Origin of the sequence: Zwartia lucis, from assembly GCF_965234455.1 — a bacterium.
In the GTDB taxonomy this organism is placed as follows: domain Bacteria; phylum Pseudomonadota; class Gammaproteobacteria; order Burkholderiales; family Burkholderiaceae_B; genus Zwartia; species Zwartia lucis.
The window spans coordinates 948,633-973,787 of sequence record NZ_OZ248472.1; the positions used below are offsets into that span (position 1 = coordinate 948,633).

A 25,155-nucleotide genomic window follows, 5' to 3' on the forward strand; every position below is an offset into this window, starting at 1 on the left:
TTCTTAATGATTACCCCGCCTTAGTTTTTAAGGTGGGGTATTTTTTTAGTACTCGTATTCATTGTTTTGATAGGCATAATCAAGTCTGTTCTCATGATAGGTGCTTTGACTAAAACCGCCATGAATAGAATAGAATGGGACACCAAATGATTGAAAAAAGGTTCAGACAAATGACCGGGGAAGCGAGATGAGTGAAATGCGTTTTGAACAGCCTAAAACGGCCGAAGCGGCTGCCGCGCTATTAGCGGGCACCCAAGGCTTGGCTAAAGTGTTGTCGGGCGGAACAGATCTGATGATTCATATGCGTAATGGCAATGTGAAACCAGAATTGGTTCTCGATGTGAAAGGGATTGCCGAGATGAATACGATCGCCGTTGAAAACGGTGGTTACCGTTTTGGCGCTGCCGTTTCCTGTATGCAACTTCTTGAAAACAAGGCGTTCGCAGAGACATGGCCTGGCGTGATTGATGGCGCCAACCTTGTGGGCTCTGTGCAAGTGCGCGGACGTGCCACGGTTGCCGGCAATTTGTGTAATGCCTCACCTGCAGCGGATACGGTGCCTGCAATGATTGCAGCGGGTGCGATTGCCCGTGTGGTGGGTCCCAACGGACGTCGTGAGGTCCCGGTCGAGGAGATCCCTGTGTCTCCAGGAAAAACGTCACTGGCCAAAGGCGAGTTCATCGTTTCATTTTTCTTGCCCAAGCGCGCGCCCCATTCTGGCGATGCATATTTGCGCTTTACACCACGTACGGAAATGGATATTGCCGTAGTGGGTGTCGGTTTGAGTTTAACGCTTGATGCGAACGGTACATGTACTGACGCACGCGTCAGTCTTGGAGCCGTGGCTGAACGTGCATTGTTGGTCCCTGAGGCTGCAGCAGCATTGATCGGCACAAAGGTCGATGAAGCGGCTCTCGCCAAACTCGCAGCCGCAGCAAGCGCTGCAGCGCGTCCGATCGATGACAAGCGTGGCACCAAGGTGTTTCGAATCAAATTAGCAGGTGTACTGGCTCGCCGTGCGGCAGAGAAGGCACTGAGCAGAGCGAAGGGGAATTAAGCAATGTCAAAGCATCACGTAACAACCGTTATTAACGGTGATCCAGTTGAGTTTCTATGCGCCACCAATCAGTCGCTTCTCGATGTATTGCGCAATGACCTGAACATGACGGGTACAAAAGAAGGTTGCGGCACAGGTGACTGTGGCTCATGCAGCGTGACAATGGATGGTCGTCTGGTCTGCTCCTGTTTGGTTCTGGGTGTCGAGGCCAATGGCAAGACCATTCAGACGATCGAAGGTATGGCCAATGGCGAGCATCTGCATGTGTTGCAGCAAAAGTTCCTGGAACACGCCGCATTGCAATGCGGTATTTGCACACCGGGATTCTTAGTCGCGGCTCGGTCCTTGCTTGAGCGCAATCCAGATCCCACCGAAGAAGAAGTCCGATTCTGGCTCGCTGGCAATCTTTGCCGCTGCACGGGCTACAACAAAATCATCGAAGCAGTACTTGATGCCGCACGCGAAATGCGGGGAGCCTAATCATGTTGACGAACACTAAAAATATTGAGCAAGTCTTTAAATCTGTTGGCACGAGTCCAATCCGTCCTGACGGTGTGCCAAAAGTGACCGGAATGGCGCAGTATGGCGCTGACTACTCCTTACCAGGTATGTTGTGGGCCAAGATTTTGCGCTCACCTCACGCCCATGCCCGCATCCGCTCGATCAATACCTCCAAAGCTGAGGCCTTACCGGGCGTCAAGGCTGTATTGACTTCAGCTGATTTGCCAGCGCAGCCTTTTGACTACATTGGTCCCGAGCGCGTGGCGGTGAATTATTGGCACATGACGCGCAACATTCTGGCGCGTGAAAAAGCTTTATACGAAGGTCATGCGATTGCGGCTGTTGCGGCAACGACTGCAGCGATCGCCGCAGAAGCAATCGCCCTGATCGAGGTTGACTATGAAGTTTTGCCTCACGTCATTGATGTGGATGAGGCCATGCATCCCGACGCGCCTGTGCTGTTCGAAGACATGATCACGCGCGGCGTCGAACCTGCACCGACTAAGCCTTCAAACATCACCAAGCGTCTCGAGTTTAAAGTGGGTGATCTGGATGCGGGCTTCGCTGAGGCCGATGAAATCGTTGAGATGAGCTTCAAAACGGCGGCCGTGCATCAAGGCTACATCGAGCCGCATTCTTGCTTGGCGCGCTACGGTGCTGATGGTCAGTGCGAGTTGTGGTCGGCCAGCCAAGGTCACTTTGTGGTGCGCGCTTACACGGCCAAGCTGTTGGGTATGGAGATCGGCAACTTGGTCGTTCACCCTGCCGAGATCGGTGGTGGATTCGGTGGCAAGACTGTGGTCTATGTCGAGCCCGTCGCGGTTGCGCTGTCGCGCAAAACCGGTCACCCCGTTAAGATCATGATGAGTCGCGAAGACGTCTTTAAAGCGACAGGTCCGACCTCTGGCGGCTCGATGACCGTCAAGATTGGCGTTAAAAAAGACGGCACTATCGTCGCTGCCGATGGCGTATTCAAACTTCAGGCGGGTGCCTTCCCCGGTTCGCCTGTGATGAATGCGGCGATGTGCGCTTTTGCGCCCTACATCATTCCTAACGTACGCACCGTCGGCTTTGATGTCGTCAGCAATCGTCCAAAATCTGCCGCTTATCGCGCGCCAGGTTCACCGATTTCCGCATTTGGCGTGGAAAGCGTGCTCGATATTTTGGCTCAAAAAATCGGCATGGATCCATTAAGGCTGCGTCTGAAAAATGCAGTCAAAGCGGGTTCGCCAACGCCTTATGGTCCCAAGCATTCTCATGACGGGTATGCCGAGACGATCCAGGTCTTGCTCGATCACCCTGAGTACAACAAGCCTCTGGGCAAAAACCAGGGGCGCGGTGTTGCTTCCGGTTTCTGGTTCAACGGTGGTGGCGAGTCTAGCGCGTCGATCCACATCAACGAAGACGGCTCAGTCGTGTTGGCGACTGGCAGTATGGACGTGGGTGGCTCACGTGCCTCGATGGCCTTGATGGCTGCAGAGACGCTTGGCGTGCCCTATGCGTCTGTGCGCTCGACCGTCGCTGATACCGCTTCGATTGGTTATAACCACGTCACAGGTGGCTCGCGCGTGACCTACGCGACGGGTCTGGCGGTCGTCGAAGCCTGCAATAAAATTATCGAACAATTGCGTCTGCGCGCCTCCATCATGTGGGATGTCGATGTTAAAGGCGTGGTCTGGGAAGACGGTTTTGCCAAGCCCGCAGACAAGAGTGTGGGCGAGTTCGAACCTTTGTCACTCAAGGCGATTGCGGCCAAGCGTGCCGTGACAGGTGGACCGATCGTGACTGAAGCGGCTGTCAATGCAGGCGGTCAGGCACCAGGCTTTTCGACACAGTTTTGCGATGTCGAAGTCGATCCCGAAACAGGTGCGGTCAAGATCTTGCGCTTTGTTGCTGCCCAAGACGTCGGTCGCGCCATCCATCCCAAGTACTGCGAAGGCCAAATTCACGGTGGCGTCGTGCAGGGGATTGGTTGGGCACTGAATGAGGAATACATCTACGACAAATTGGGTCGTCTGTCTAATGCCGGATTCCTTGATTATCGTATCCCTGTGGCTTCTGACCTGCCTATGATCGAGGCGATTTTGGTCGAGGTGCCCAATCCAAATCACCCCTATGGTGTGAAAGGTGTGGGCGAGGCCAACATCGTGCCTCCCATGGCTGCGATTGCCAATGCGATTCAGCGTGCGACCGGCAAGCGTCTGACGGAGTTGCCGATGTCACCGCCTAAAGTGCTCGCGGCGATTGATGCAGTCTAAAACCGAGGTTCGAGCGTAGACTCACGTGGAAATTGACACGCAAGCCGTTGCGCCTCAAACCGTCCGGGTCATGTTGACCGGCGGTTTTAGTCGGCGCTATACCGATGGTGTACGTGAGTTTGAAATTACAGCAAGAACAGTCCGTGGCGTGATTAGCGCCATGGACCGTCTTTATCCCGGGCTAGGTGAGCACCTCGAGGAGGAAACTTCACTGGCCGTCAATGGTGTCATCCACGAAGTGGTTTATACGCAGATTATTCCTGCGGATGCCGAAGTTTTTTTTATACCTCGCATCGAGGGCGGTTAATTTCCCATGAATGTCGACATGATCAATCAGGCCGTGGCCCAACTGCTCCCTGCCTGGCAAACACACGCACGTCTTGATGGCTTGGCACCTCAGTGTCGCCCAACGAGCCGCACTGAGGGCTATCAGATTCAACGCGCCTTATTCGAGGCGTCAGGTGAACCTGCGCTCGGATGGAAGATCGCCGCAACGAGTGTTGCGGGTCAGCAGCATATTGGTGTGAGCGGACCGCTGGCAGGACGCTTGTCCGCTTCTCGTTGTTTGGCTGATAATAGTGAGCTACCCCTCGCGCATAACTACATGCAGGTGATTGAGGCAGAGTTCGCCTTTTTGATGGGACGCGATGTGGGTCGTGAGCTTGCCTCGGGAGCAGGGCGCCAGGATGCGGCGTTGACGATGTCGCAGGTGTTGGATTGTGTCGCTGGGTTGCACATTGCGATCGAGGTTCCTAATTCTCGCTATGTTGATTTTGTTGGAGCCGGAGAGGCACAACTGATCGCTGATTTTGCCTGTGCTTGTTATGTGGTGTTGGGGCCTCGTGCGCCTGAGCAATGGCGTCAGACTGACCTCAGTCAACACGAGGTGAGCGTTCGCCGAGGCCACGAGACTGTCGCGACGGGTACGGGAGCGAATGTTCTGGGCGATCCACGCATAGGCTTGACCTGGCTTGCCAATGAACTTCTATCGCAAGGGGAGCAACTCAAGGCTGGTGAGGTGGTGATGACGGGTACTTGCGTGGTGCCGGTTCCCGTTACGGCGGGTGATGCGATGACTGCTGATTTTGGTGCGTTTGGTCAGGTACGCGCACGCTTTAAAGACTAGAGTTGATACGAAACTCGACGCTACACAGACCTCAAGCTCAATACTTGAGGTCTTTTTATATTTAGGCCGCAATAGGCGATTTTTGTGCGCCCCGGATGAGCTTACCTGGTAGCTTTCCAGTCGCCGAGCCATCTTGATAGGTGACCACGCCCGACACGATGGTGGCACGGAAGCCTTCGGCTGCCTGGCCCAAGCGTCTTCCGCCAGCGGGCAGGTCGTAGACGATTGTGGGCGCGTGTAGCTTGAGTCCTTCAAAATCAATGATGTTGATGTCCGCTTTGAAACCGGGACGCAAGATGCCACGATCATTGAGTCCCACCGTTGCAGCTGTGTCCTGCGTCTGCCATTTGACCAAGAGTTCAAGTGGAATTCTTTCGCCACGGCTACGATCCCGCGCCCAATGCGTCAGCAGATAGGTCGGAAAACTCGCATCGCAGATATAGCCATAATGCGCTCCACCATCACTCAGGCCAGGCACGGTGTCGCGATCCATCAGCATTTCGCGTAACACTTCGTGATCGCGATCCGCATAGTTGTAGAGTGGACGATATAGCATGGCCGTGCCATTGTTTTCCAGCAAATAGTCATATGCAAAGGCAGTGGGATCCAAGCCTGCACGCGCCGCACGTGCCGCAATGCTGTCCTCCGGCTTAGGCTCGTAGTTTGGTGGATCGCCGAGTGGGTAGAGATTGTCAAAGTTCGCCACACGGCGCTTGTACATCGCTTCGGTGTGTTCCTCGGACAAGATTTTGGCCCGCACCTCTGGATCGCGTAGTTTTTTCAGACGATCTTCTGGGCTCAAATCTCGCAAGGCTTCAAAGCTGGGCAGTTGCGTAAAAGGGCAGAGTGAAAGCGCAAAACTCAGAATCAAGGCGACTGGACGGGCACCAACCTGAGCCTTCATTTTTAAACCTGCATCGGTGGCGGCATGCATATGTTCCATCACACGACGCCAGCGATCGGGTAAATGCTCGTGTTGGAGTAGCGTGAGTGAAAGTGGACGACCAGACGTTTCGACAATGCGACGTAGCATGGCGAACTCTTCATCCACATCATCAAAGTCGGTCACCAATTGCAACACACCAAGACCGGCCTCGCCGAGTCCTTTTGCAATCGCAGTGAGTTCGCCTTCAGCGGCACCCAGAGAAGGCGTAGGACTTCCATCACTGCTGCGATGCAAAATGGTTCTTGAAGTGGTGAAACCTAAGGCACCGGCTTTGATGGCTTCGACGGCCAGTGCGGTCATTCGAGCACGATCTGCCTCGGTCGAGGGCTCACGCTTAGCACCCCGATCGCCCATGACATTGATGCGTATAGGTGCATGACCAACTTGGGTCGCCACATCGATATCAAACTGTCGAGCCTCTAGCGCATCGAGATACTCTGGAAATGTATTCCAGTTCCAAGGCAGGCCTTCTTGCAGCACCACACCGGGAATGTCCTCGACACCTTCCATGAGTTTCATGGTGATCTCGCGATCTTCTGGTTTGCAGGGGGCGAAACCCACACCACAGTTTCCCATGACAACGGTGGTCACACCAAGCTGCGAAGAGGAGCCAACCTTGTTGCTCCAAGTCACTTGGCCGTCATAGTGGGTGTGGATATCCACAAACCCAGGCGTCACGAGCAGCCCCTTAGCTTCGATTTCCTGATCAGCGGGGCCGGTGACTTGACCGACTTCTTTGATCAGACCATCGACGATTTTGATGTCGCCGACAAAAGGCTTTACGCCGGTGCCATCGACGATCGTACCGTTACGAATAATGAGGGAACCTGTGTGTGCCATGAGAGTCAGTATGCGGTGTGATGAGACAAGTCTTAGTTGTACTCACCACACGCAGACGTGTCAAGCTTGCCACTTATTGTTCGGGGACTTGAGCGATAACTTGTGCTACGGCAGCTGTCAGTTTCTTGGCATAGGGAACATGCAGAAATTCATTGGGACCATGCGCGTTGGACTGAGGCCCAAGCACGCCGCACACCATCATTTGCGCTTTGGGAAAACCGGTGCTGAGCAGTTTCATGAGCGGGATCGTGCCGCCTTGGCCGATATAGCCGACAGGCGCTTGAAAGTGCGCTTGACTGGCGCTGTTGAGCGCTTGTTCAAACCAGGGCGCGGTGCTTGGTGCATTCCATCCACTCGAGGTGCTTTCTGAATGGAAGGTGACCTTGGCCTGATAAGGGGCATTGTCCTCAAGCAATGTTTTGAGTTCCGCTACAGCGGCCGCAGCATCGATCAGTGGAGGCAGTCTCAGACTGAGTTTAAAGGCGGTGTAGGGACGCAGCACGTTACCGGCATCTTTAAGTGCGGGAAAGCCTTCGGCTCCCGTCACACTCAAGGTGGGTTTCCAGGTGCGACGAATGAGCGCTTCGACCGGGTCGAGTGTCGTAGGGAGGGCGACTAAACTTGAGCCACCACAATCGTGATGCGCCCAAGGAAAGCGCTTGTAGATGGCCTCGCCTAAGATCCCCGCCGTTGCTTGCGCTTGAACCAGTCGTTCGGCCGGGATCTCGCAGTGAAAGCTTTTGGGTAACAGTCGTCCCGTCTCACTGTCTTCGAGGCGGTCTAACACATGGCGCATGATGCGAAAGCTCGAAGGCACTAGCCCAGAGGCATCGCCAGAGTGAATGCCTTCGGTCAAAATCTCGACCTTTAGCACACCGGCCGCCATACCACGCAAACTTGTCGTCAGCCAGAGTTGATCGTAGTTGCCCGCGCCACTGTCCAAACAAATCACGAGGCCAACGTCACCCAACCGCGTTTTCAGGACATCGATATAGGGGAGTAAATCAGGCGAGCCGCTTTCTTCGCAGGTTTCAATCAAGCCAACGATACGCGGATGCGCAACCTGTTGTGCTTTGAGTGCCTGAATGGCCGTCACCGCCGCATAGGCCGCATAACCATCATCCGCACCGCCGCGGCCGTAGAGCTTGCCGTCGAGATATTTGGGTGTCCACGGGCCGAGGCCATTGCGCCAGCCATCAAACTCTGGTTGTTTGTCCAGATGACCATACATCAAGACCGTCTGACTATTCGCACTTTGCGAGCGCGTAGTGGCCACCTCGAAAAAGAGAACGGGTGTGCGGCCGGGCAGTCGAATAATTTCCAGCTTGAGACCGGCAACTTTTTGCGCCTCGATCCAAGCCGCAGTACGTTCGATCACTTTGTCCAAATAGCCCGCTTGCGCCCAATTGGCATCAAAGGCGGGAGATTTAGCCGGTATTTCGATGTAGTCGCTCAGTTGGCCAACTAGATCGTCATCCCAGGCTTGAGTGACCGAGGATAGGATCTGCGCAGTATCGAGCATTGGGACGGGAGCGTTCATTATTTTGCCTTGACCTTGAGGCGCCACGCGTGCAGCAGAGGCTCCGTGTAACCGCTGGGTTGCTCGAGACCCTTGAGCACCAAATCACGCGCGGCACGATAGGCGTAGGAATCTTCAAAGTTCGGCGCCATGGGTTGATAAAGCGGATCTCCTGCGTTTTGACCATCAACGACTTTGGCCATGCGCTGCAAGGTCTCGTGCACTTGCGCTTCGGTCACGATGCCGTGCAACAACCAGTTGGCGATATGCTGGCTCGAGATGCGTAGGGTAGCGCGGTCTTCCATCAGTCCAACGTTATGGATATCGGGGACTTTCGAACATCCCACGCCTTGATCAATCCAGCGCACCACATAACCCAAGATACCCTGAGCGTTGTTGTCCAGCTCTTGTTGAATCTCGGCTGCACTCCAGTTTGGTTTGACGGCTACGGGGACTTGAAGGATCTCACCGAGCAGACGATCAATTTCTGCCGGGGCATCTACTTTTTCAAGTGCAGTCTGAACGTCTGCAACACTGACTTGATGGTAGTGCAGGGCATGCAGCGTCGCGGCAGTTGGGGAGGGAACCCATGCCGTATTCGCACCAGCTTTGGGGTGTGCGATTTTCTGTTCGAGCATCGCCGCCATCAGGTCTGGCATGGCCCACATGCCTTTGCCGATCTGTGCGCGACCGCGCAAGCCGCAAGCCAAGCCTGTCAAGACGTTGCTGCGTTCGTAAGCCGACAACCAGGCGCTTGATTTCATATCGCCTTTGCGGATCATCGGTCCAGCATGCATCGCGGTATGCATTTCGTCGCCAGTCCGGTCTAAAAAGCCCGTATTGATAAAGGCGACACGTGCAGGCGCCTCGTTGATACATGCCTTGAGGTTGACGCTGGTACGTCGTTCCTCGTCCATGATGCCAAGCTTGACGGTGTTGGGCACAAGACCCAGCATACCCTCTACGCGACCAAACAGTTGGTTGGCAAAAGCCACTTCGGCAGGACCATGCATTTTTGGTTTAACGATGTAGACCGAGCCGGTGCGTGAGTTGCCGTACTTGTGTGCCTGATTGCGCTTGAGATCATGCAGCGCAATGGTGACAGTCACCACAGCATCGAGGATACCTTCGAAAATCTCTTGACCATTGCCATCGAGAATTGCGGGGTTGGTCATTAAGTGTCCCACGTTACGCAGGAACAGCAAGGAGCGGCCATGCAAGGTCACCATGCCATCTTTAGCTTGCTTGACGCCTGCAGCCGCCGTGTAATGACGATCCTGGTTGAGCGTTCTCTCAAACGTCTGACCACCTTTGGTGACGCTTTCAACGAGTGTGCCTTTCAGGATGCCAAGCCAGTTGCGATAGGCCAGCACCTTGTCGTCAGCGTCCACGACAGCGACGGAGTCTTCGAGGTCGAGGATGGTCGATAACGCAGCTTCGAGCACAATATCGTTGACACCCGCTGGATCGTCTTTGCCGATACCTTTGGTTTGATCGATCTGAAGATCAATATGCAAACCGTGATTGACTAGCAAAATCGAGGAGGGATGATTCGCATCGCCCTGGTAGCCCACAAATTTCTCGGGCGCGGCTAAACCCGTGACAGACCCGTCTTTTAACGCCACAACGAGTTGTCCGTCTTTGACAGAGTAGGCTTGAGCATCCGCATGCGAGCCTTTGGCGAGCTTGGCAGCTTGATCGAGAAACTGCCGACCAAAGGCGATGACCTTGGCCCCTCGAATCGGGTTGTAGCCCCCAGCGCGCGTCGCGCCGTCTGTTTCAGCGATGGCATCGGTTCCGTACAGGGCATCGTACAAGGAGCCCCAGCGGGCATTGGCGGCGTTCAGCGCGTAGCGAGCATTGAGCACTGGGACGACAAGTTGCGGACCGGCTTGAAGCGCGAGCTCGGCATCTACATTTGTCGTGGTGGCACTCGCCTTGGCCGGCACAGGGGCCAGATAACCGATTTCCGTTAAAAAGGCGCGATAGGCTTTCATATCCTGAATCGGACCCGGGTGGGTACGATGCCAGGTGTCCATCTTCGTTTGCAGAAGATCGCGTTGTGCTAACAGTGCGGCGTTGATGGGGGTCAGGTCATGAACGAGTGCGTCAAAGCCTTTCCAAAAACTTGCACTATCGACCCCAGAGCCAGGTAAGACCTCAGTCTCTATAAATTGATAAAGAGGTGTTGCGACCTGAAGACGATGGCAAGCGGTACGAGCAGTCATAATGGCTGAACCTTAAAGAATTTCGGTTTGTAAAACAGATCGGCTAGTTTACCGATTTATCACTTAAAAATTTATCACTTAAAAGATCGCAATCCGTTCCGAATCGTCTCTGATGGAATCCCTAGAGCCCAGGTGGTTGCGACTGCGGCTAAGAGTTCGCGCCTGGCTTCGGTGTTCTGGGGATCCGCGTATGCGCTGAGCTCAGTCAGTGAGATCAATTTTTGCTGCGACGCAGCATCGGCGGTGATGACGATGTTTTGATCAATAAAAACAGCGCGCTTGCCTTCGGCAAGATGAGCCGCGATCACAAGCGAGTCGCAGGAAGGGCTGTAAAAAATGATGGATCCATCGCAATACTGCGCCATTGATGCGACATGGGGGTCGTCTGCATTCAAGACGCCAACGCCATGTGGCCATACGACATCGACCTGGCTGCGATAAACCTTGATCAAATCCTCGGCAGTCTCAAAGGCATGAAACGCAACCTCGGGATTTTTAAAGGTCTCCGAGTACACAACGTTGGTCACAACTCCGACTGAACAACGGTCGTAGGCTAAGCCTTTGGTGAGGATTTCCATGCCGTTATTTTCAATGACAGCGGCTTGAACCTCTCGGTTGAGCAATAACCGTCTGGCTTGATCCCAGTTTGCCGCATCGCCAGCAAAGAGCCGACGGGTGCCCACGTAAAGTCCATCTGTATTAGCCAGCCCTGTCCGCCAGCCATGCGCATTGAGCAAGTGTGCGGTGAGGCGTGCAATGTTACCGGTTCCCGTGCTTCCCGTGACACCAACCAAAGGGATACTGCCGTTTTCATCACCAGGAAAAATATGGTCGATGATGGCGCGACCTACAGGTCGTGAAAGTCCTTCGGCTGGCTTCAAGTGCATGAGCAGTCCTGGACCTGCGTTGACTTCGACGATGGCTCCGCCTTGAGCACTCAAGGGTTTTGAAATGTCTTCGGCGACAAGATCAATGCCTGCGATATCAAGTCCAACTGCTTGTGCTGCGAGCGCCGCGATCGCGATGACTTCAGGATGCACATCGTCTGTGCAATCAAACGCGACGTTACCGTTGCGTTGAATCAACACTTCTTTGCCTGCAGGGACGACACTATCCCCATTAAAACCCTGGCGGGTCAACTCGAGTCGTGCTGCCGAGTCGATGCGTACCGGATTCAGGGGCTGGTCCTCGCCGCGACCGCGTCGCGGATCCGAATTGATCTGGCTGGTGATGAGTTCTTGAACGGTTTGCTGACCGTCACCGACGACGCTCGCGGTCCGCCCTTTGGCCGCAGCCGCCAGCTTGCCACCCACAATCAGGAGACGGTGCTCATTGCCGCGTATAAATTTTTCTATCAACACACCAGAACCCTCGTCGACCGCCACGTCGTAGGCGGCCTCAATCTCGGTGCGTGATTCGAGATTGATGAAAACGCCCCGTCCGTGATTACCATCCACGGGCTTGACGACAACAGGCAAGCCCAGATCGAGCGCCGCTTCCCAGGCGTCGGCAGCGCTCTCAACTGCGCGCCCCGTTGGAATAGGTACACCGCAGGTTTCCAGTAATTGTTTGGTTAATCCCTTGTCGCGCGAGATCGTCTCGGCGATCGCACTGGTCTGATCCGTTTCCGCCGTCCAGATCCGTCGCTGTTTGGCGCCGTAGCCAAACTGCACGAGGTTGCCCTCACTCAGGCGGATTGCCGGAATCGTTCGCTCATCGGCAGCCAGCACCATCGACGCGGTACTGGGCCCCAAGCAAAGATCCTGGGCCAGATCTTTTAATTTATCCAGTTCACCCTCGAGGTCGTAGGCAAGGTCGTCAATAGCGGCCATCACCAAATCGCGACCCATGTAGAGCGCAGCAAGCGTGACCTTCTCTTCCCATCCACTGACCATGACTTTGTAGACCCCGCGCTCCTCGGTTTCACGGGCTCGACCAAAGCCGTAACCAGGGACGCCCGCAAGGTCTTGCAGCGCAAGCGTGACGTGCTCCAAAATGTGACAAGGCCAGGTGCCTTCTTTGAGACGCATGAGAAAACCACCATGCACCCCAGGGCTACAACGATGCTCGACAAGACTGGGTAACCAAGTGGTTAAACGCTCGTAAAGGCCTGGGACCGTATTCGAGGGGCTATCCTCTAGGTCACCAATGTCGACGACTGCCTCAATAATGGCGCAATAGGTCCAAATATTCGGACCGCGCAAATAAGTAGTACTTTTGATGACGATGTCGCGCTTGTTCATGTGCTTAAAACGTAGATGACCAAGCGCTAATTATCGCCGCAAAACCCGCCGCATGGTGGTGAGATGGCGGGCCTTGCGATTAGCGAACACCGCTTAGCTGGGTTCGCGACCCTTGATGGGGTATTGGGGGTCGACAAAGCCATGCGTAGAGGCATAGCCCGGGGGCACATATTGATCGACCAAGGCTTCGTCTTCGGGAGTCAGTTCAACCTTCAGTGCCGCCACATAATCTTGCCATTGCTCCAACGTGCGGGGGCCTCCAATCACACCGCTCACCAAACGATTGTTGAGCGCCCAGGCGATTGCGAACTGTGTCGGACTCAAGTCACGGCTTTGCGCGTGTGATTTCAGCGCATTTGCGATCTCAAGCGATTCAGTGCGAAACTCGGTCTGGTGCATGCGGCGATCACCGCGTCCGGCGCGGCTATTTGGATCGGGCTTGACATGGGGGTCGTATTTGCCAGTGAGTACGCCACGCGCCAATGGACTATAGGCCACTACACCGACACCGTAATGTGCACAGGAAGGAATGACCTCGGTTTCAATGAGGCGGGTGACGGCGCTGTAGGGCGGTTGACAAACAATAGGCTGAGGAATGCCCATGCGGCGCGCGGTCTCTACCACGCGGGCAACACGCCAGCCGCGAAAGTTCGATATGCCGTAGTAACGGATCTTGCCCATGTCGATCAAACGTGCAAAGCTCGATAGGGTTTCTTCGATGGGCGTGGTTTCATCGTCTTTGTGCATGTAGTAGACATCGATCCAGTCTGTATTGAGGCGTTTCAAACTGTTGTCGACTTCCTGCATGATCCAGCGACGCGATAAACCTTTGTCGTTAGGTTCTTTACCGATTGGATTCGCGACCTTGGTTGCCAATACCCACCGCCCACGATCTTGGGCGATGAGTTTGCCAACAATACGCTCAGACTCGCCGCCGGCGTAGTTATCTGCGCTATCGATCGCATTGAGTCCCGCGTCGCGCGTGACAGCTACCATTTCTCGAGCGACGGCTTCATCGGTTTGATCGCCGAACATCATTGAGCCGAGCCAAAGTCGCGGTACCATTAAACCGCTGTTGCCGAGTGGGCTGTAGTGGGGTTCTTGACTAGCCATGTGAGTCGTCCTTAAGCAGATTTTTCCATTAAAAAAACGCCTCAGACCTTGAAAAGAGAGTCTGAGGCGAGATTTACTCGTTCATTTGGTCAAACGTTCAAAGCTGAATATTGGCGGCCTTGGCGACAATGCCCCATTTTTCGATTTCTGAGCGGACATACTTCTTGAATTCTTCGGGTGTGCTGCCCACTGGGATCGCGCCCATGCCTTCAAGCTGCTTACGGACCTCTGGATTCTTAAGAATATCGACAGTTGCTTTGCCTAAAATGTCGATAATGGCTTGTGGAGTGCCTTTTGGTGCGAACAGGCCGCTCCAAGAGCTCACTTCAAAGTCTTTGAAGCCAAGTTCATTCAAGGTTGGAACGTCAGGCAATTGAGGCAAGCGCGTATTGCTAGCAATCGCAATAGCTCTAAGTCGACCCGCTTGAATTGTGGTGGTGACACCCGAAGCTGTTTTAAAGCCCATTGACACAGTGCCGCCCATGACATCATTCATCGCGGGCGCTGCGCCTTTGTAGGGCACATGAAGTGAGTCGATGCCTGCACGCTGATTGAGCATCTCGCTTGCAAGATGAGGTGAACCCCCAGCGCCCGAGGAGGCATAGGAAAGCTTGCCTGGGTTGGCTTTGGCATAAGCAATGAGTTCAGCGAGCGTTTTAACAGGAAGATCATTGTTCACGACCAACACGCTTGGCGAGGACACCAGTTGTGAAATTGGGATGAAGTCACGTTCGGTGTCGTAGGTCAGGTTTTTATAGACCGACATATTGGTCGCATTGGCGATGGTTCCCAAAAACAGGGTATACCCATCAGGCTTGGCGCGCGCGGCTTCTGCTGAAGCGATGTTTGAGCCGCCACCTGGTTTGTTCTCGACAATCACAGGTTGACCGAGGGCCTTTTCTAGGCGGCTGCCGACAAGACGGGCCACGATGTCTGTTGGGCCACCTGCTGCGAAGCCGACAATGAGTTTGATGGGCTTTTCTGGATACTTGGCTTGTGCAGCAGCATTCAAACCCAAACCGGTTGTCAAAACGAGAGCGCCGAGCAGGGCACGTCGAGTCAGACGCAAATTGAAAGTCATGGGATATCCTCCTGAATTTTTTGGCACGATACCACGCTGCGTCGAGGATTAGGGAGATTTGCCTTGGGTTATATTTATATGATTGAGCGTGTCCCTGACCGATGCATGCATCATGTGCCGATCTTTCTTTGGAGAAATAAATGAGTGCAGCCTTACTGTCGCCCCGGATGTCCTTGGTTAAACCTTCGCCCACGTTGGCGATCACCGACAATGCCAAGGCGCTGAAAGCCAAAGGGATGGATGTTATCGCTTTGGCGCAAGGCGAGCCGGATATGGACACACCCGCCAATATTCGCGAGGCAGCCATCAAGGCTATTCAAGGCGGACAAACGCGCTATACCGCTGTGAATGGGACAGCAGAATTAAAGCGTGCGATTGCCAGAAAATTTTTGCGTGACCATGCGATGACGATCAATCCCGATGATGTCATTGTGTGTACGGGCGGCAAACAGGTCTTATTCAATGCGTTGGTCGCGACGATTGGCGAGGGCGATGAGGTGTTGATTCCTGCGCCGTATTGGGTGAGCTATCCCGATATGGTCGTGTTAGCGGGAGGGACCGCGGTCCCCGTGGTGTGCGATGCGTCTGTTGGTTTCAAGTTGACCCCAGAGTTGCTTAAAAAAGCCATCACGCCTCGGACAAAATGGCTAATTTTGAATTCCCCTTCAAACCCGACCGGTTGTGTTTACACGGCGGATGACCTCAAGGCGCTCGGCCAGGTCCTCAAGGCGCATCCCAACGTCTTGGTGATGGTCGATGATATGTACGAAAAGCTGTTGTTTGACGGTGCAAAATTTGCGACCTTGGCACAGGTGGCACCAGAGATCGCGGACCGCGTATTGACGGTTAACGGCGTTTCAAAAGCCTATTGCATGACAGGTTGGCGTATTGGATACGGCCATGGACCAAGCTGGTTGATTGGCGCAATGTCGGCGATTCAGTCCCAGTCGACTTCTAATCCTTCCTCGATCAGTCAGGCGGCAGCGTTAGAGGCGTTGGACGGTCCGCAAGGTTTTATCGCTGATCACAATATCGTGTTCGAGCGCCGCAGAGACATGGTCGTACGCATGCTCAATGAATGCGAGGGCGTGACATGCCTCAAGCCGCAAGGCGCGTTTTACGTCTATCCGAGTTGCGCAGGCACGCTTGGCAAGACTACACCCAAAGGCGTCAAAATCAACAATGATTTCGACTTTGCCAATGCTTTGCTTGAAGAAAAACTGGTCGCAGTCGTTCCAGGCTCGGCATTTGGACTCGCGCCATATTTTAGGATTTCTTATGCAACATCGGATGATGTGTTGAAAGATGCTTGCGAACGCATCAAGGCTTTCTGCGCTTCTTTACGCGCTTAAGCAGTTTTGTTCATGACTGACGTGGGGGCTTGAAAGCCCCCATTTCTTCGAGCATCTCCTGCAGTAAATCCAGGCGCAAGCGTGGATTCTCCATGGAGAGCAAGTGCGCTTTTTGCGCAGAAGGAATGTTGAGTAATTCAGCCCAGCGATTGGCAACCCAACCGCAGTCGTTGAGGCGATAGGGGGCGAGAAAAGGGCGATCCGCGCTTTCGACGTTTTGCTCTTCAAACGATGTAATGAGTCGCGCGAGCGCCTGCGAAGTCGGTGTCAACTCTGGCGGAATATCGATCTCAGAATCCGCATTCATCAATTCAATGTTGGCGGACCAGGCGCCATTCGGTGCTTGAGTACGCTCAAGGATCTTGAAACGTTGTCCACCCCGACAGCGCAGCATATACAGGCTTGGTTGGACCGCATCAAACTCGATGATGTGCGCCAGTGTGCCTGTATTCGCAAACTCAACTTCTTTGCCTGGAATCCGGACCTCGGGCCCCTCTGTCAGCGAGACCACGCCAAAGGGGGCTTGTTGCTTAAAACATGCTTTGGTCATGTCGAGGTAGCGCACTTCGAAAATTTTGAGCGCTAATAAGCCCCCGGGAAAAAGCGTGGACCCAAGGGGAAAAAGTGGGATATTCATCTGTTTGACTCATGGTTGGATGCGATCATGATCATCATCTTGTTAAAGGGTGGATTTCCCACGGAGTGCCTTGGTTTCTGAGTGTTTCCGTTTTGTTTCGAGCCGTCGCTGGCGTGAACCAAAACTGGGTTTTGTCGCATGTCGTGTTTTGGGCGGGCGTGCAACGCTGTTGATCAATTCGTTGAGTCGGGCGAATGCATCCATACGGTTGAGTTCTTGGCTGCGGTGGGATTGTGCCTTGATCACGATGGCACCGTCCCGCGTGATGCGCGAGTCCTTGAGCGCGAGTAGCCGTACTTTGACGTCGGCGGGCAAACTTGAATGAGGGATATGAAAGCGCAGGTGAATCGCACTCGAAACTTTGTTGACATTCTGCCCACCCGCGCCTTGCGAACGCATGGCGGAGACTTCGACTTCAGATTCGGAAACAGACAAAACGGGGAGCATTGGGTTTTTTTTCGATAGGCATGTACACTAGTTTATCGTTAATTTATCGGGGCAATATCATGGCCAAAGGTCAACAAAAGTCCAGCAAAGAAGCTAAAAAACCCAAAAAAGATACTTCGACACCTAAACCCGCATCTGGGTTAAGCGAACCGGTGCGCTCGACGGTCGTTAATACTGTTTACACCAAGCTTAAGCAAAAAGATCGTTAATCCCGATTCTGTTGAGTCATTTTTGTTTTAATCGTGGTGAAAGCAATGGCTTCGATTGGTAGAGAGGTGTCTCCGGCTGATGCGCTAAAAGCGCACAATAAGTTTCAAGAGGCGCTTGCTCTGCATCAGCAAGGGCAACTCAAAGAAGCGCGTGCGCTATATGAGCGCACGCTAAAGTGGCAGCCCAATCATTTCGATGCGCTGCACATGCTCGCGACGATTGCTTACCAAACGGGGCAGCTAGAGCGTGCCGAGATTTTATTTGTGAAAGCGCTCAAGCTTGATCCCGAGGCGAGCTTTGCACTCAATAATTTCGCTAATCTTTTGCAGGATCTAAAAAAATACAAATCTGCACTGTCTCATTACGATCGTGCGATCGCGGTGGATGCAGACTATGTTGAAGCGCACAATAACCGTGGGGATCTGCTGCAGCATATGGGGCGATGGCCAGAGGCATTGGAAAGCTATGACCGTGCGATCGCGTTGGCTCCTGACTATGCCCAAGCGCACTATAACCGCGGCAATGCCTTAGGAGCAGTGGGACGTTTCGATGAAGCGATCACCAGTTTTGATGCTGCGATCAATCTTGTTCCCACCTTTGCACAAGCATTGATGAACAGAGGTAATACCCTCAACGATCTTGGCCGGCACGCCGAGGCGGTTAAAAGTTTCGATCGCACGCTCGAATGTGCGCCTCAGATTCCTTACTTACTTGGCACACGTCTGCACGTCAACATGCAGATGTGTGATTGGCGGCATTATCAAGAACGTCTTACCGTTTTGTTGTCGGCCGTAAAAAATGACGAACCCGCGAGTCTGCCTTTCCCGCTTCTTGCACTGACTTCGGATCCGGATGTGCAACTGCGAGCCGCGCAAACTTGGATTCAGGACAAGCATCCGGGCCCTCAAAAAATAGTGCCTTTTGCCAAGCGCACTCACAAGCAAAGGTTACGGATAGGGTACTTTTCTGCTGATTTTCACAATCATCCTGTAGCGCAACTGATTGTGGGTTTGTTCGAAGCGCATGATCGTACCCAATTCGAGGTGTATGCCTTTTCCTCGGGTCCAGACATTCGAGATACGATGCGGCAACGTCTAGAGGCGGGTTTTGAACACTTTTTTGACGTCAGGCAAGAGACTGATGCTCAGCTTGTCGCGCGTGCTAGAGCGCTTGAGATCGATATTGCGATTGATCTGAGTGGCTTGACGAAAGATTGCCGCCCAAGCGTATTCGCGGCGAGAGTCGCGCCAGTGCAAATCAATTATCTGGGTTACCCCGGCACAATGGGTGCCCCTTACATGGATTACATCCTTGCCGACAAAACGCTCATCACCCCTGAGACTGAGCCTTTTTATTCGGAAAAAGTGATTTATCTACCACATAGTTATCAGCCGAATGATCGTAAACGGACCGTATCATCGCATCCGTTCACCCGAACGGAGCTTGGCTTACCCGAAGACAAGTTTGTCTTTTGCTGCTTTAACAACAACTTCAAAATTACCCCCGAAACGTTTGATCGTTGGATGTCGATTTTGCGTGCCGTGCCTGATAGTGTTTTGTGGCTTTTACAGGCAAGCGAACACACGGCAAATAATCTACGCCGTGAGGCGCAAGCGCGAGGCGTGCATTCTGAACGATTGATTTTTGTCCCTAAAGTATCAACGGATCAATATTTGGCAAGACAACGCTGCGCAGATTTGTTTCTAGACTCGCTGCCCTATAACGCACACACCACGACAAGCGATGCTTTATGGGTAGGACTGCCGGTGTTGACGTGCATGGGCCAAGCTTTTGCGAGCCGTGTCGCGGCGAGTTTGTTGCGAGCTGTCGAATTGCCTGAACTCATTACGATGGATGGCGAGGCATTTGTGGCTCGAGCGATCGAGTTGGCCACTGATCCTGTGCAGCTTCAGTCATTACGCATACGCCTAGAGGAAAACCGCTTGCATGCGCCTTTGTTCGATTGCATGCGTATGGCGCGCGCGATCGAGGATGCTTATGTTCAGGTCCATGCGCGTCGGGTGGCGGGTTTGCCACCCGAATCTGTCTATATCGCCGACAGAATTTGAGGCGAGATCTTAGACCGCGTCAGGGAAAGGGAGCGTTTTGCCTTCTGGAATGGGCTCCTCACCTAAGCTTAACAACATGGCAATCGTCACATAAGTCCCGCTGACGGCGATAAGGTCAACAAGTTGTTGTTCCCCAAGTACTTTCTTGGCATGTTGAAAAAGCTCTTCACTGATCTTGTGATTTTTACTCATGTTCATACAGACGTCATACACCGCGTCTTCATCGGGTTGCATGTTGCGGGGACGAATGTTTTGCTTCAGATCATCCGCAACATGCGCGGGCAAATCGTGGCGTAAGGCGATGGGGTAGTGCGCGAACCATTCCACTTGCGAGTTCCATAGACGTGCTTGAATCAAAATGGCGAATTCGCTCAGGCGCATTGGGAGCGAGTTATTAAAGCGTAAATAATCAAGTAAACGCTTCATGCGATCGGCAAAGATCGGACTTCTCAACATGACGTTGTAAGGACCGGCTAAGCCAAGACTTGAAATATCGAGAATTTCTTGCGCAAGTCCGCGCGACTCTTGAGGCAAGGTTTCGAGCGTAACTTGAGTAAATCTTTTTTGTTTTGATGATGACATGTGAGATCCAAAAGTGAATGGAGCGGTATAGGTTCGATGGCCTAAAAGGCGAAAAGGATTTATAGCCTAGATTTAACGAATGGAGGTTTGAGTGCGTTGCAGCAATTCTTTGTATTTTGCGGCATCACTGGCGAGAAGAGCATTAAACTCGGCAGGTGAAGACGTTTGCACTTCCATTCCCTGCGCCGCTAATTTTTCGTAAAACTTTGGCATCGCACCGACCTTTTTAATGGCAGCATTGAGTTTTTCAACGACGGCGACAGGCGTTCCAGCGGGCGCGATCACGCCTTGCCATGTGTAGGCTTCAAAACCAGGCAATGTTTGCGCCACAGTAGGCACGTCTGGGGTTGCAGAGCCACGCTTGATGCCCGAGGTCGCAACCAGAACGAGACGACCTTCCTTGATGTGTTCGGAATTGCCAACCAGAGAGGTGAACATCATATCGACCCGACCTGCTAAGAGGTCGATCAGAGCGGGACCCGCGCCTTTATAAGGGACATGCACAAGATCGATGCCGGCGGCGACACGAAACGACTCGCCTGCGAGGTGTTGTGCCGAACCGTTTCCTGATGAGGCAAAGTTCAACTTACCGGGACTTTTCTTGGCATAGTCGATCAATTGTTCAACCGTTTTAATGTTTAAGCCTGGCGTCACGAGGAGCCCAAGCGGCTGGATCGTTGTCTGGGACACGGGAGAAAAGTCTTTGACAGGATTATAGGTTGGGGTGTTGTGCAAAAGAGGCGTGATGACAAACGCGTTTGTACCAAAAAGTAAACTGTAGCCATCTGGATTCGCGCGTTTGATCGAGTCTGTACCGACGAGCGTACCGCCACCCGCCCTGTTTTCAACAATCACGGACTGCCCCATGAGCGGTGTGAGTTCTTGAGCAAGCATACGTGCCACGATATCCGTTGCCCCACCTGGAGCATAGGCGACGATCAGCCGAATCGGTTTGTCTGGAAATTGAGCACTGCTTTGATTGCTGCTTTGAGCACTCGCGATTGGGCTAAGAAGGATCAAGGAAGACAACAGGCTAGTGATGAGATGTCTCATATTCATTTTTATACCCTTGCATTGAAAAGAAGAGGTTCTTGTGTTCCGCCAGGTCCAAACAGGCGATCTGCCATGACTTGGCAGCGTTTCATATAGCGATGCTCATCGGGCCCATAATCGGCGACTGCATTGTGCGTGGTGCCGATGTTGTCCCACATCAAGACTGAGTCTTTATTCCAAGCGTGGGTATACAGATATTTGTCCTCAAGCTGACGCGCAAAGAGTTCTTCGAGTATTTCGTCGCTTTGCGCTTTTGGTAAATCATTAATCTCGATGGCATAGCCAGGATTCGCGTACAACACTTTTTTTCCTGTCAGCGGATGCGTGAGGAAGGCAGGGTGGCGCGCAGGTGGCCGAGCATTTCTTTCTTTTTCACTCAAGGGCGGACGCGTGCTGCCAGGGCGGGTCCGCATCATGTCCCAAAATTTATTGAAGTCATGGGTGATGGTCTTGTCGGCGAGCGTGGCCTTTAGATCTTCGGAGAGATCCTCATAGACTGCGTGCATGTTTCTAAATTGTGTCGCACCCAGAGGTTTTCCCTCACGATGCGGAATCGTCGTGCCGTATAAAATATTGGCTAGAGCGATGACGGACGCATAAGACATGTCTGTGTGCCAAGATTGCCCAGCATCTTTAAGTCCGAGTGGCTGACCATTCTCAACCATATTTGAAAGAATCATCACCTCTGGGAAACCCGGTTCTTGCGCCCGTCCTCCCGGACTAATATAAAGTTCACCAAAGCTCTGACTAAAGGCTTTGAGTTGTGCAGTCGTCAAAGATTGCTTCGGAAACTCGAGTACGCCATAGCGCCCAAGCGCGAGCAACAGCATATCAATTTGCGTCGTACTTAATGGTTGTGACAGATCAAGCTCTTCAACGCGAACACCGAGCGTTTCAGGCATCGGATTTAATTTCATTTTTTGTCTCCATCTATTTCTGTTATTCGTTTTCAAACACTGGGTCGCGCCTTGTGCCATGATGTGTCACGTTGATAGGCATCAGCGATCTTGAGAATCATCGCCTCGTCAAAGGGTTTGCCGACGAGTTGAAAAGCAAGAGGCATATGTCGGCTTGAAAAACCAGCAGGCACGCTCATCGCGGGTAAGCCGAGATAATTGATCGCGCGGTTGGTATAGGTCAGCTGACTAATGGACTGAAGCACAGTGTTGAGATCACCCGTGGTGGTCGCCGCGATGGTGGGCGTATGCAAGCGAGCGACGGGGATATGCAGCGCATCACAGCTTCCAAGGCTTGTCGCTAGATATTCCTTGATGAAATCATCCCTGGCGCGAAGCGCTTCGACGTACCCAATGCCCGTCTGACTAAAGCCGGGTTCGATTCGGGCACGAACCTGATCGCTATAGTCTTGTGGACGCTGTTCAAACCATTTCCGGTGGACTTGTGCAGCCTCGGCCGTCAAGACAATCGCAGTCATTTCGTGAATGCGCTGCATATTGGGTACCTTGACTTCAACGAACTCGGCACCGCGTCCGCGCAAGACTTGCAAGCTGGCCTCCAAGGCTGCCGCCATTTCAGGCTCAAGATTTTCACGATAAAAGTCTTGAGGAACGCCGATTCGAACCCCTCTTAAATCCCCAGTCAGTTTTCTTTCATAGTCTTCGTTGGGTTGTGTCGTGCACCAAGGGTCGTCGGGGTTAGGACGACTAATGTGTGTCAAGATGCGCGCGCAGTCACGTGCGGACTGCGCCAACGGACCCACGCAGTCCAGGGTGTGAGAAAGGGGAAAGACACCATCGATGCTGACGCGTTTGGCCGTCGGTTTAATGCCTGTGACGCCACACATGAACGCAGGTTGACGGATCGAGCCGCCCGTGTCGCTGCCAAGTGAACCAAAAACGAGGCGCGCAGCCACGGCGATACCCGAGCCGCTTGATGAACCGCCGCAGGGATATTCAGGGTTCCATGGATTGAGTCCATGACCATAATGACCATTGAAGCCGGTCGGACTCATGGCGAACTCTGCCATGTGCAAGGCGCCTAGGTTGACTTGACCTGCCGCATCTAAGTCATCGATGACCCAAGCGTTTTTCTGAGCGATATTACCTTGAAGAATTTTTGAACCCACGTGCATTTCTTTGCCCGCGACTTGAATCAAATCTTTGTGTGCTAGTGGCACACCATGCAAAGAACCCAGCATGAGACCGCTTGCCTGGAGGGCATCCATTGCGCGTGCACGCGCTAATGCTTGCTCATGATCAATACGAAAAACGGCATTCAATCTTCGACCTATCGTTTCCAAGCGGTTAAGCGACCAAGTCGTCAGCTCAATGGACGAAAATGCTTTCTTTGCAATACCGTCTGCAGCGCTGACGAGGTCGAGTTGCTCAAACTGACTCATAATATTTCCTGTTGTACGTCTCAAATTAAGTTTAATCATATCTAAACGATCTACTTAGCATAACGCCAATCTTGTTCTGCGAGCCGCCTATTTCCTCTATGTGGGCGATTCTTAGAATGGTAAGTCGGATTGAGGATGACACATCTCCTGAGAGCTCTTTGCGCGCAGCGATAAGCTTCCAGCTCGAACACCAAGGAGTCGAATCCTTTGATCAAGGGGGACGCGCCGCAGGCACTCGGTCGCGGCCTGTCTAATGGCGGCGCCCTCTGCAATTGCAACCGGCAGGGTTAGATCACGCGTGATGACTTGAAAATCCGCATATTTAATTTTGATGCCGATCGTTTTTGTTGCATATCCTTTACGCAGGAGATCTTCGGCCAAGCGATAGCATAAGTCTGTAAAGATCGCCGACAAACGCGTGCGATCTTGTTTCGCATGCAAGTCGCGTTCAAACGTTGTTTCTCGACTGAGGGACTTTGGCTCAGAGGACGTGACAACAGGTCGGTCATCCACGCCATGCGCAGCCTGATAAAGCCATTGACCTGTGGCGCGGCCAAAGTGTGCGACGAGCAGTTCTGGGGGAGTGTTTGCGAGCTCCCCGATGGTGTGAATGCCCAATGCGGCAAGTTTTTCGTTGGCTTTGGGTCCGATACCGTTAATTTTTTTCGCGGGCAAAGGCCAAATGCGTGTCGATAATTCGGTGGCATTTAAAAGGGTGACCCCGTCAGGTTTATCCAAATCCGAACAAATTTTTGATAACAATTTGTTCGGGCTCACGCCGATCGAGCAGCTCAGGCCAGTTGCGTCACTCACGGCTTTTTTAATGCGCAAGGCCAGTCGTTGAGTATCTTCGTCAAGATCGGTGAAGTCGATATATATTTCATCGATGCCACGATCTTCGACAAGAGGAGCAATGCTTGAGACAGCAGACTTGAATAGTCTTGAATAATGCTTGTAGGCCTCAAAATTTGCGGGCAACAGGATTGCTTCGGGTGCCAACAAGGCAGACTTCATCAAGCCCATGCCAGAAAATACGCCCAAAGCGCGCGCCTCATAAGTCGAGGTTGTGATAACGCCTCGCCCGACATAGTCGCGCAAACGAGCAAAATGCCACATGCCTGTTGCATCGAGCGTGGGTTGCTCCGTACTGCGACCACCGACGACCACAGGTTGGCCTTTAAGTTCGGGATAGCTCAATAACTCGACTGATGCGAAAAATGCATCCATATCGAGGTGAGCAATTCGGCGTTCAGGCTTCATAGCTTCAGTGTATTTGAAACATAAGCGCTTTTGAGAGCAGTGCTGAGGTGTAATGCTCTAAACTAAGGGTATCGAAATTCGCGTACGTGACGTGCGTACCAATGACTTTAATCAACATCAACATGAATACCTTATCCTCAGACGCTTCGACTGAAAATCTCGCATATGCGCATCGTTTAAAAGCCCTAGCCGATGAGGTCTCTGATGCGTTGCTCATCGTCAAGCGCGTTTATTTTGAAAAACCACGCACAACGGTTGGCTGACAGAAACGCAC

20 protein-coding genes and 2 pseudogenes are annotated in these 25,155 nt (G+C 53.0%); 9 read left to right on the top strand and 13 right to left on the bottom strand.

Features of this window, described 5'->3' with window-relative positions; all coding sequences use genetic code 11:
* The first annotated feature begins 187 nt into the window (after window positions 1–187).
* From AC8GE9_RS04580 to AC8GE9_RS04600, 5 genes are read left to right on the top strand one after another with little or no spacing between them, the layout of a single operon-like run.
* Window positions 188–1,057 (top strand): FAD binding domain-containing protein, encoded by an 870-nt coding sequence (locus tag AC8GE9_RS04580; protein ID WP_506675937.1) that lies wholly within the window; start codon window positions 188–190, stop codon window positions 1,055–1,057.
* A gap of 3 nt (window positions 1,058–1,060) precedes the next feature.
* Window positions 1,061–1,537 carry a (2Fe-2S)-binding protein gene (locus AC8GE9_RS04585; protein WP_506675938.1) on the top strand — a complete coding sequence of 159 codons (477 nt, stop codon included), beginning with the start codon at window positions 1,061–1,063 and terminating at the stop codon, window positions 1,535–1,537.
* A gap of 2 nt (window positions 1,538–1,539) precedes the next feature.
* Window positions 1,540–3,816 (top strand): xanthine dehydrogenase family protein molybdopterin-binding subunit, encoded by a 2,277-nt coding sequence (locus tag AC8GE9_RS04590; protein ID WP_506675939.1) that lies wholly within the window; start codon window positions 1,540–1,542, stop codon window positions 3,814–3,816.
* A 25-nt stretch (window positions 3,817–3,841) separates the two neighbouring features.
* Window positions 3,842–4,123: a hypothetical protein gene (locus AC8GE9_RS04595; protein WP_506675940.1), complete on the top strand. Its 282-nt coding sequence runs from the start codon at window positions 3,842–3,844 to the stop codon at window positions 4,121–4,123.
* A gap of 6 nt (window positions 4,124–4,129) precedes the next feature.
* On the top strand, window positions 4,130–4,942 hold the full coding sequence (locus AC8GE9_RS04600) for a 2-keto-4-pentenoate hydratase (protein WP_506675941.1): 813 nt from the start codon (window positions 4,130–4,132) through the stop codon (window positions 4,940–4,942).
* A 61-nt stretch (window positions 4,943–5,003) separates the two neighbouring features.
* Here AC8GE9_RS04600 and AC8GE9_RS04605 read toward each other — a convergent pair whose 3' ends face one another.
* The 6 genes and pseudogenes from AC8GE9_RS04605 to AC8GE9_RS04630 all read right to left on the bottom strand — a co-directional run bounded on the left by AC8GE9_RS04605 (window position 5,004) and on the right by AC8GE9_RS04630 (window position 14,912).
* Window positions 5,004–6,728 carry an N-acyl-D-amino-acid deacylase family protein gene (locus tag AC8GE9_RS04605; RefSeq protein WP_506675942.1) on the bottom strand — a complete coding sequence of 575 codons (1,725 nt, stop codon included), beginning with the start codon at window positions 6,726–6,728 and terminating at the stop codon, window positions 5,004–5,006.
* A gap of 73 nt (window positions 6,729–6,801) precedes the next feature.
* Window positions 6,802–8,268 carry a M20/M25/M40 family metallo-hydrolase gene (locus AC8GE9_RS04610; RefSeq protein ID WP_506675943.1) on the bottom strand — a complete coding sequence of 489 codons (1,467 nt, stop codon included), beginning with the start codon at window positions 8,266–8,268 and terminating at the stop codon, window positions 6,802–6,804.
* Complete coding sequence (locus AC8GE9_RS04615; RefSeq protein WP_506675944.1) at window positions 8,268–10,475, bottom strand: malate synthase G; 2,208 nt, start codon at window positions 10,473–10,475, stop codon at window positions 8,268–8,270. The genes AC8GE9_RS04610 and AC8GE9_RS04615 overlap by 1 nt, the downstream gene beginning before the upstream one ends.
* Before the next feature lie 80 nt (window positions 10,476–10,555).
* Window positions 10,556–12,718: pseudogene (locus AC8GE9_RS04620) on the bottom strand (cyanophycin synthetase); the annotation flags it as partial.
* 93 nt (window positions 12,719–12,811) lie between these two features.
* Window positions 12,812–13,831: an aldo/keto reductase gene (locus tag AC8GE9_RS04625; RefSeq protein ID WP_506675945.1), complete on the bottom strand. Its 1,020-nt coding sequence runs from the start codon at window positions 13,829–13,831 to the stop codon at window positions 12,812–12,814.
* 97 nt (window positions 13,832–13,928) lie between these two features.
* Window positions 13,929–14,912, bottom strand: coding sequence for a Bug family tripartite tricarboxylate transporter substrate binding protein (locus tag AC8GE9_RS04630; protein WP_506675946.1), 984 nt, complete (start codon window positions 14,910–14,912; stop codon window positions 13,929–13,931).
* 140 nt (window positions 14,913–15,052) lie between these two features.
* On the opposite strand from AC8GE9_RS04630, the gene AC8GE9_RS04635 reads away from it, so the two are divergent.
* The gene (locus tag AC8GE9_RS04635; protein WP_506675947.1) at window positions 15,053–16,264 is read left to right on the top strand and encodes a pyridoxal phosphate-dependent aminotransferase; all 1,212 of its coding nucleotides are present in this window, start codon (window positions 15,053–15,055) and stop codon (window positions 16,262–16,264) included.
* A 10-nt stretch (window positions 16,265–16,274) separates the two neighbouring features.
* Here the strand turns inward: AC8GE9_RS04635 and AC8GE9_RS04640 are convergent, their stop codons facing one another.
* Together AC8GE9_RS04640 and arfB are read right to left on the bottom strand one after the other, a co-directional pair.
* Window positions 16,275–16,901: an LON peptidase substrate-binding domain-containing protein gene (locus AC8GE9_RS04640; protein WP_506675948.1), complete on the bottom strand. Its 627-nt coding sequence runs from the start codon at window positions 16,899–16,901 to the stop codon at window positions 16,275–16,277.
* 42 nt (window positions 16,902–16,943) lie between these two features.
* Entirely contained in the window at window positions 16,944–17,348 is a 405-nt protein-coding gene (gene arfB / locus AC8GE9_RS04645; protein ID WP_506675949.1) for an alternative ribosome rescue aminoacyl-tRNA hydrolase ArfB, read from the bottom strand.
* Window positions 17,349–17,407: 59 nt separating this feature from the next.
* Here arfB and AC8GE9_RS04650 point away from each other — a divergent pair, with 59 nt between their 5' ends.
* Both AC8GE9_RS04650 and AC8GE9_RS04655 read left to right on the top strand, forming a co-directional pair.
* Entirely contained in the window at window positions 17,408–17,557 is a 150-nt protein-coding gene (locus tag AC8GE9_RS04650) for a hypothetical protein (RefSeq protein WP_506675950.1), read from the top strand.
* A 45-nt stretch (window positions 17,558–17,602) separates the two neighbouring features.
* Window positions 17,603–19,627: an O-linked N-acetylglucosamine transferase, SPINDLY family protein gene (locus AC8GE9_RS04655; protein ID WP_506675951.1), complete on the top strand. Its 2,025-nt coding sequence runs from the start codon at window positions 17,603–17,605 to the stop codon at window positions 19,625–19,627.
* Between the two features lie 9 nt (window positions 19,628–19,636).
* On the opposite strand, the gene AC8GE9_RS04660 is transcribed toward AC8GE9_RS04655, so the two are convergent.
* The 5 genes from AC8GE9_RS04660 to dinB form a co-directional block, all read right to left on the bottom strand.
* Entirely contained in the window at window positions 19,637–20,209 is a 573-nt protein-coding gene (locus AC8GE9_RS04660) for a carboxymuconolactone decarboxylase family protein (RefSeq protein WP_506675952.1), read from the bottom strand.
* A gap of 72 nt (window positions 20,210–20,281) precedes the next feature.
* A complete protein-coding gene (locus AC8GE9_RS04665) occupies window positions 20,282–21,268 on the bottom strand; it encodes a tripartite tricarboxylate transporter substrate binding protein (RefSeq protein ID WP_506675953.1) in 987 nt (328 codons plus the stop codon).
* A gap of 2 nt (window positions 21,269–21,270) precedes the next feature.
* Window positions 21,271–22,179: a TauD/TfdA dioxygenase family protein gene (locus AC8GE9_RS04670; protein WP_506675954.1), complete on the bottom strand. Its 909-nt coding sequence runs from the start codon at window positions 22,177–22,179 to the stop codon at window positions 21,271–21,273.
* Between the two features lie 32 nt (window positions 22,180–22,211).
* The gene (locus AC8GE9_RS04675) at window positions 22,212–23,621 is read right to left on the bottom strand and encodes an amidase (RefSeq protein ID WP_506675955.1); all 1,410 of its coding nucleotides are present in this window, start codon (window positions 23,619–23,621) and stop codon (window positions 22,212–22,214) included.
* Window positions 23,622–23,732: 111 nt separating this feature from the next.
* Complete coding sequence (gene dinB, locus AC8GE9_RS04680) at window positions 23,733–24,881, bottom strand: DNA polymerase IV (RefSeq protein WP_506675956.1); 1,149 nt, start codon at window positions 24,879–24,881, stop codon at window positions 23,733–23,735.
* A 158-nt stretch (window positions 24,882–25,039) separates the two neighbouring features.
* Here dinB and AC8GE9_RS04685 point away from each other — a divergent pair.
* A pseudogene (locus tag AC8GE9_RS04685) lies at window positions 25,040–25,141 on the top strand (hypothetical protein); the annotation flags it as partial.
* Window positions 25,142–25,155 lie beyond the last annotated feature (14 nt).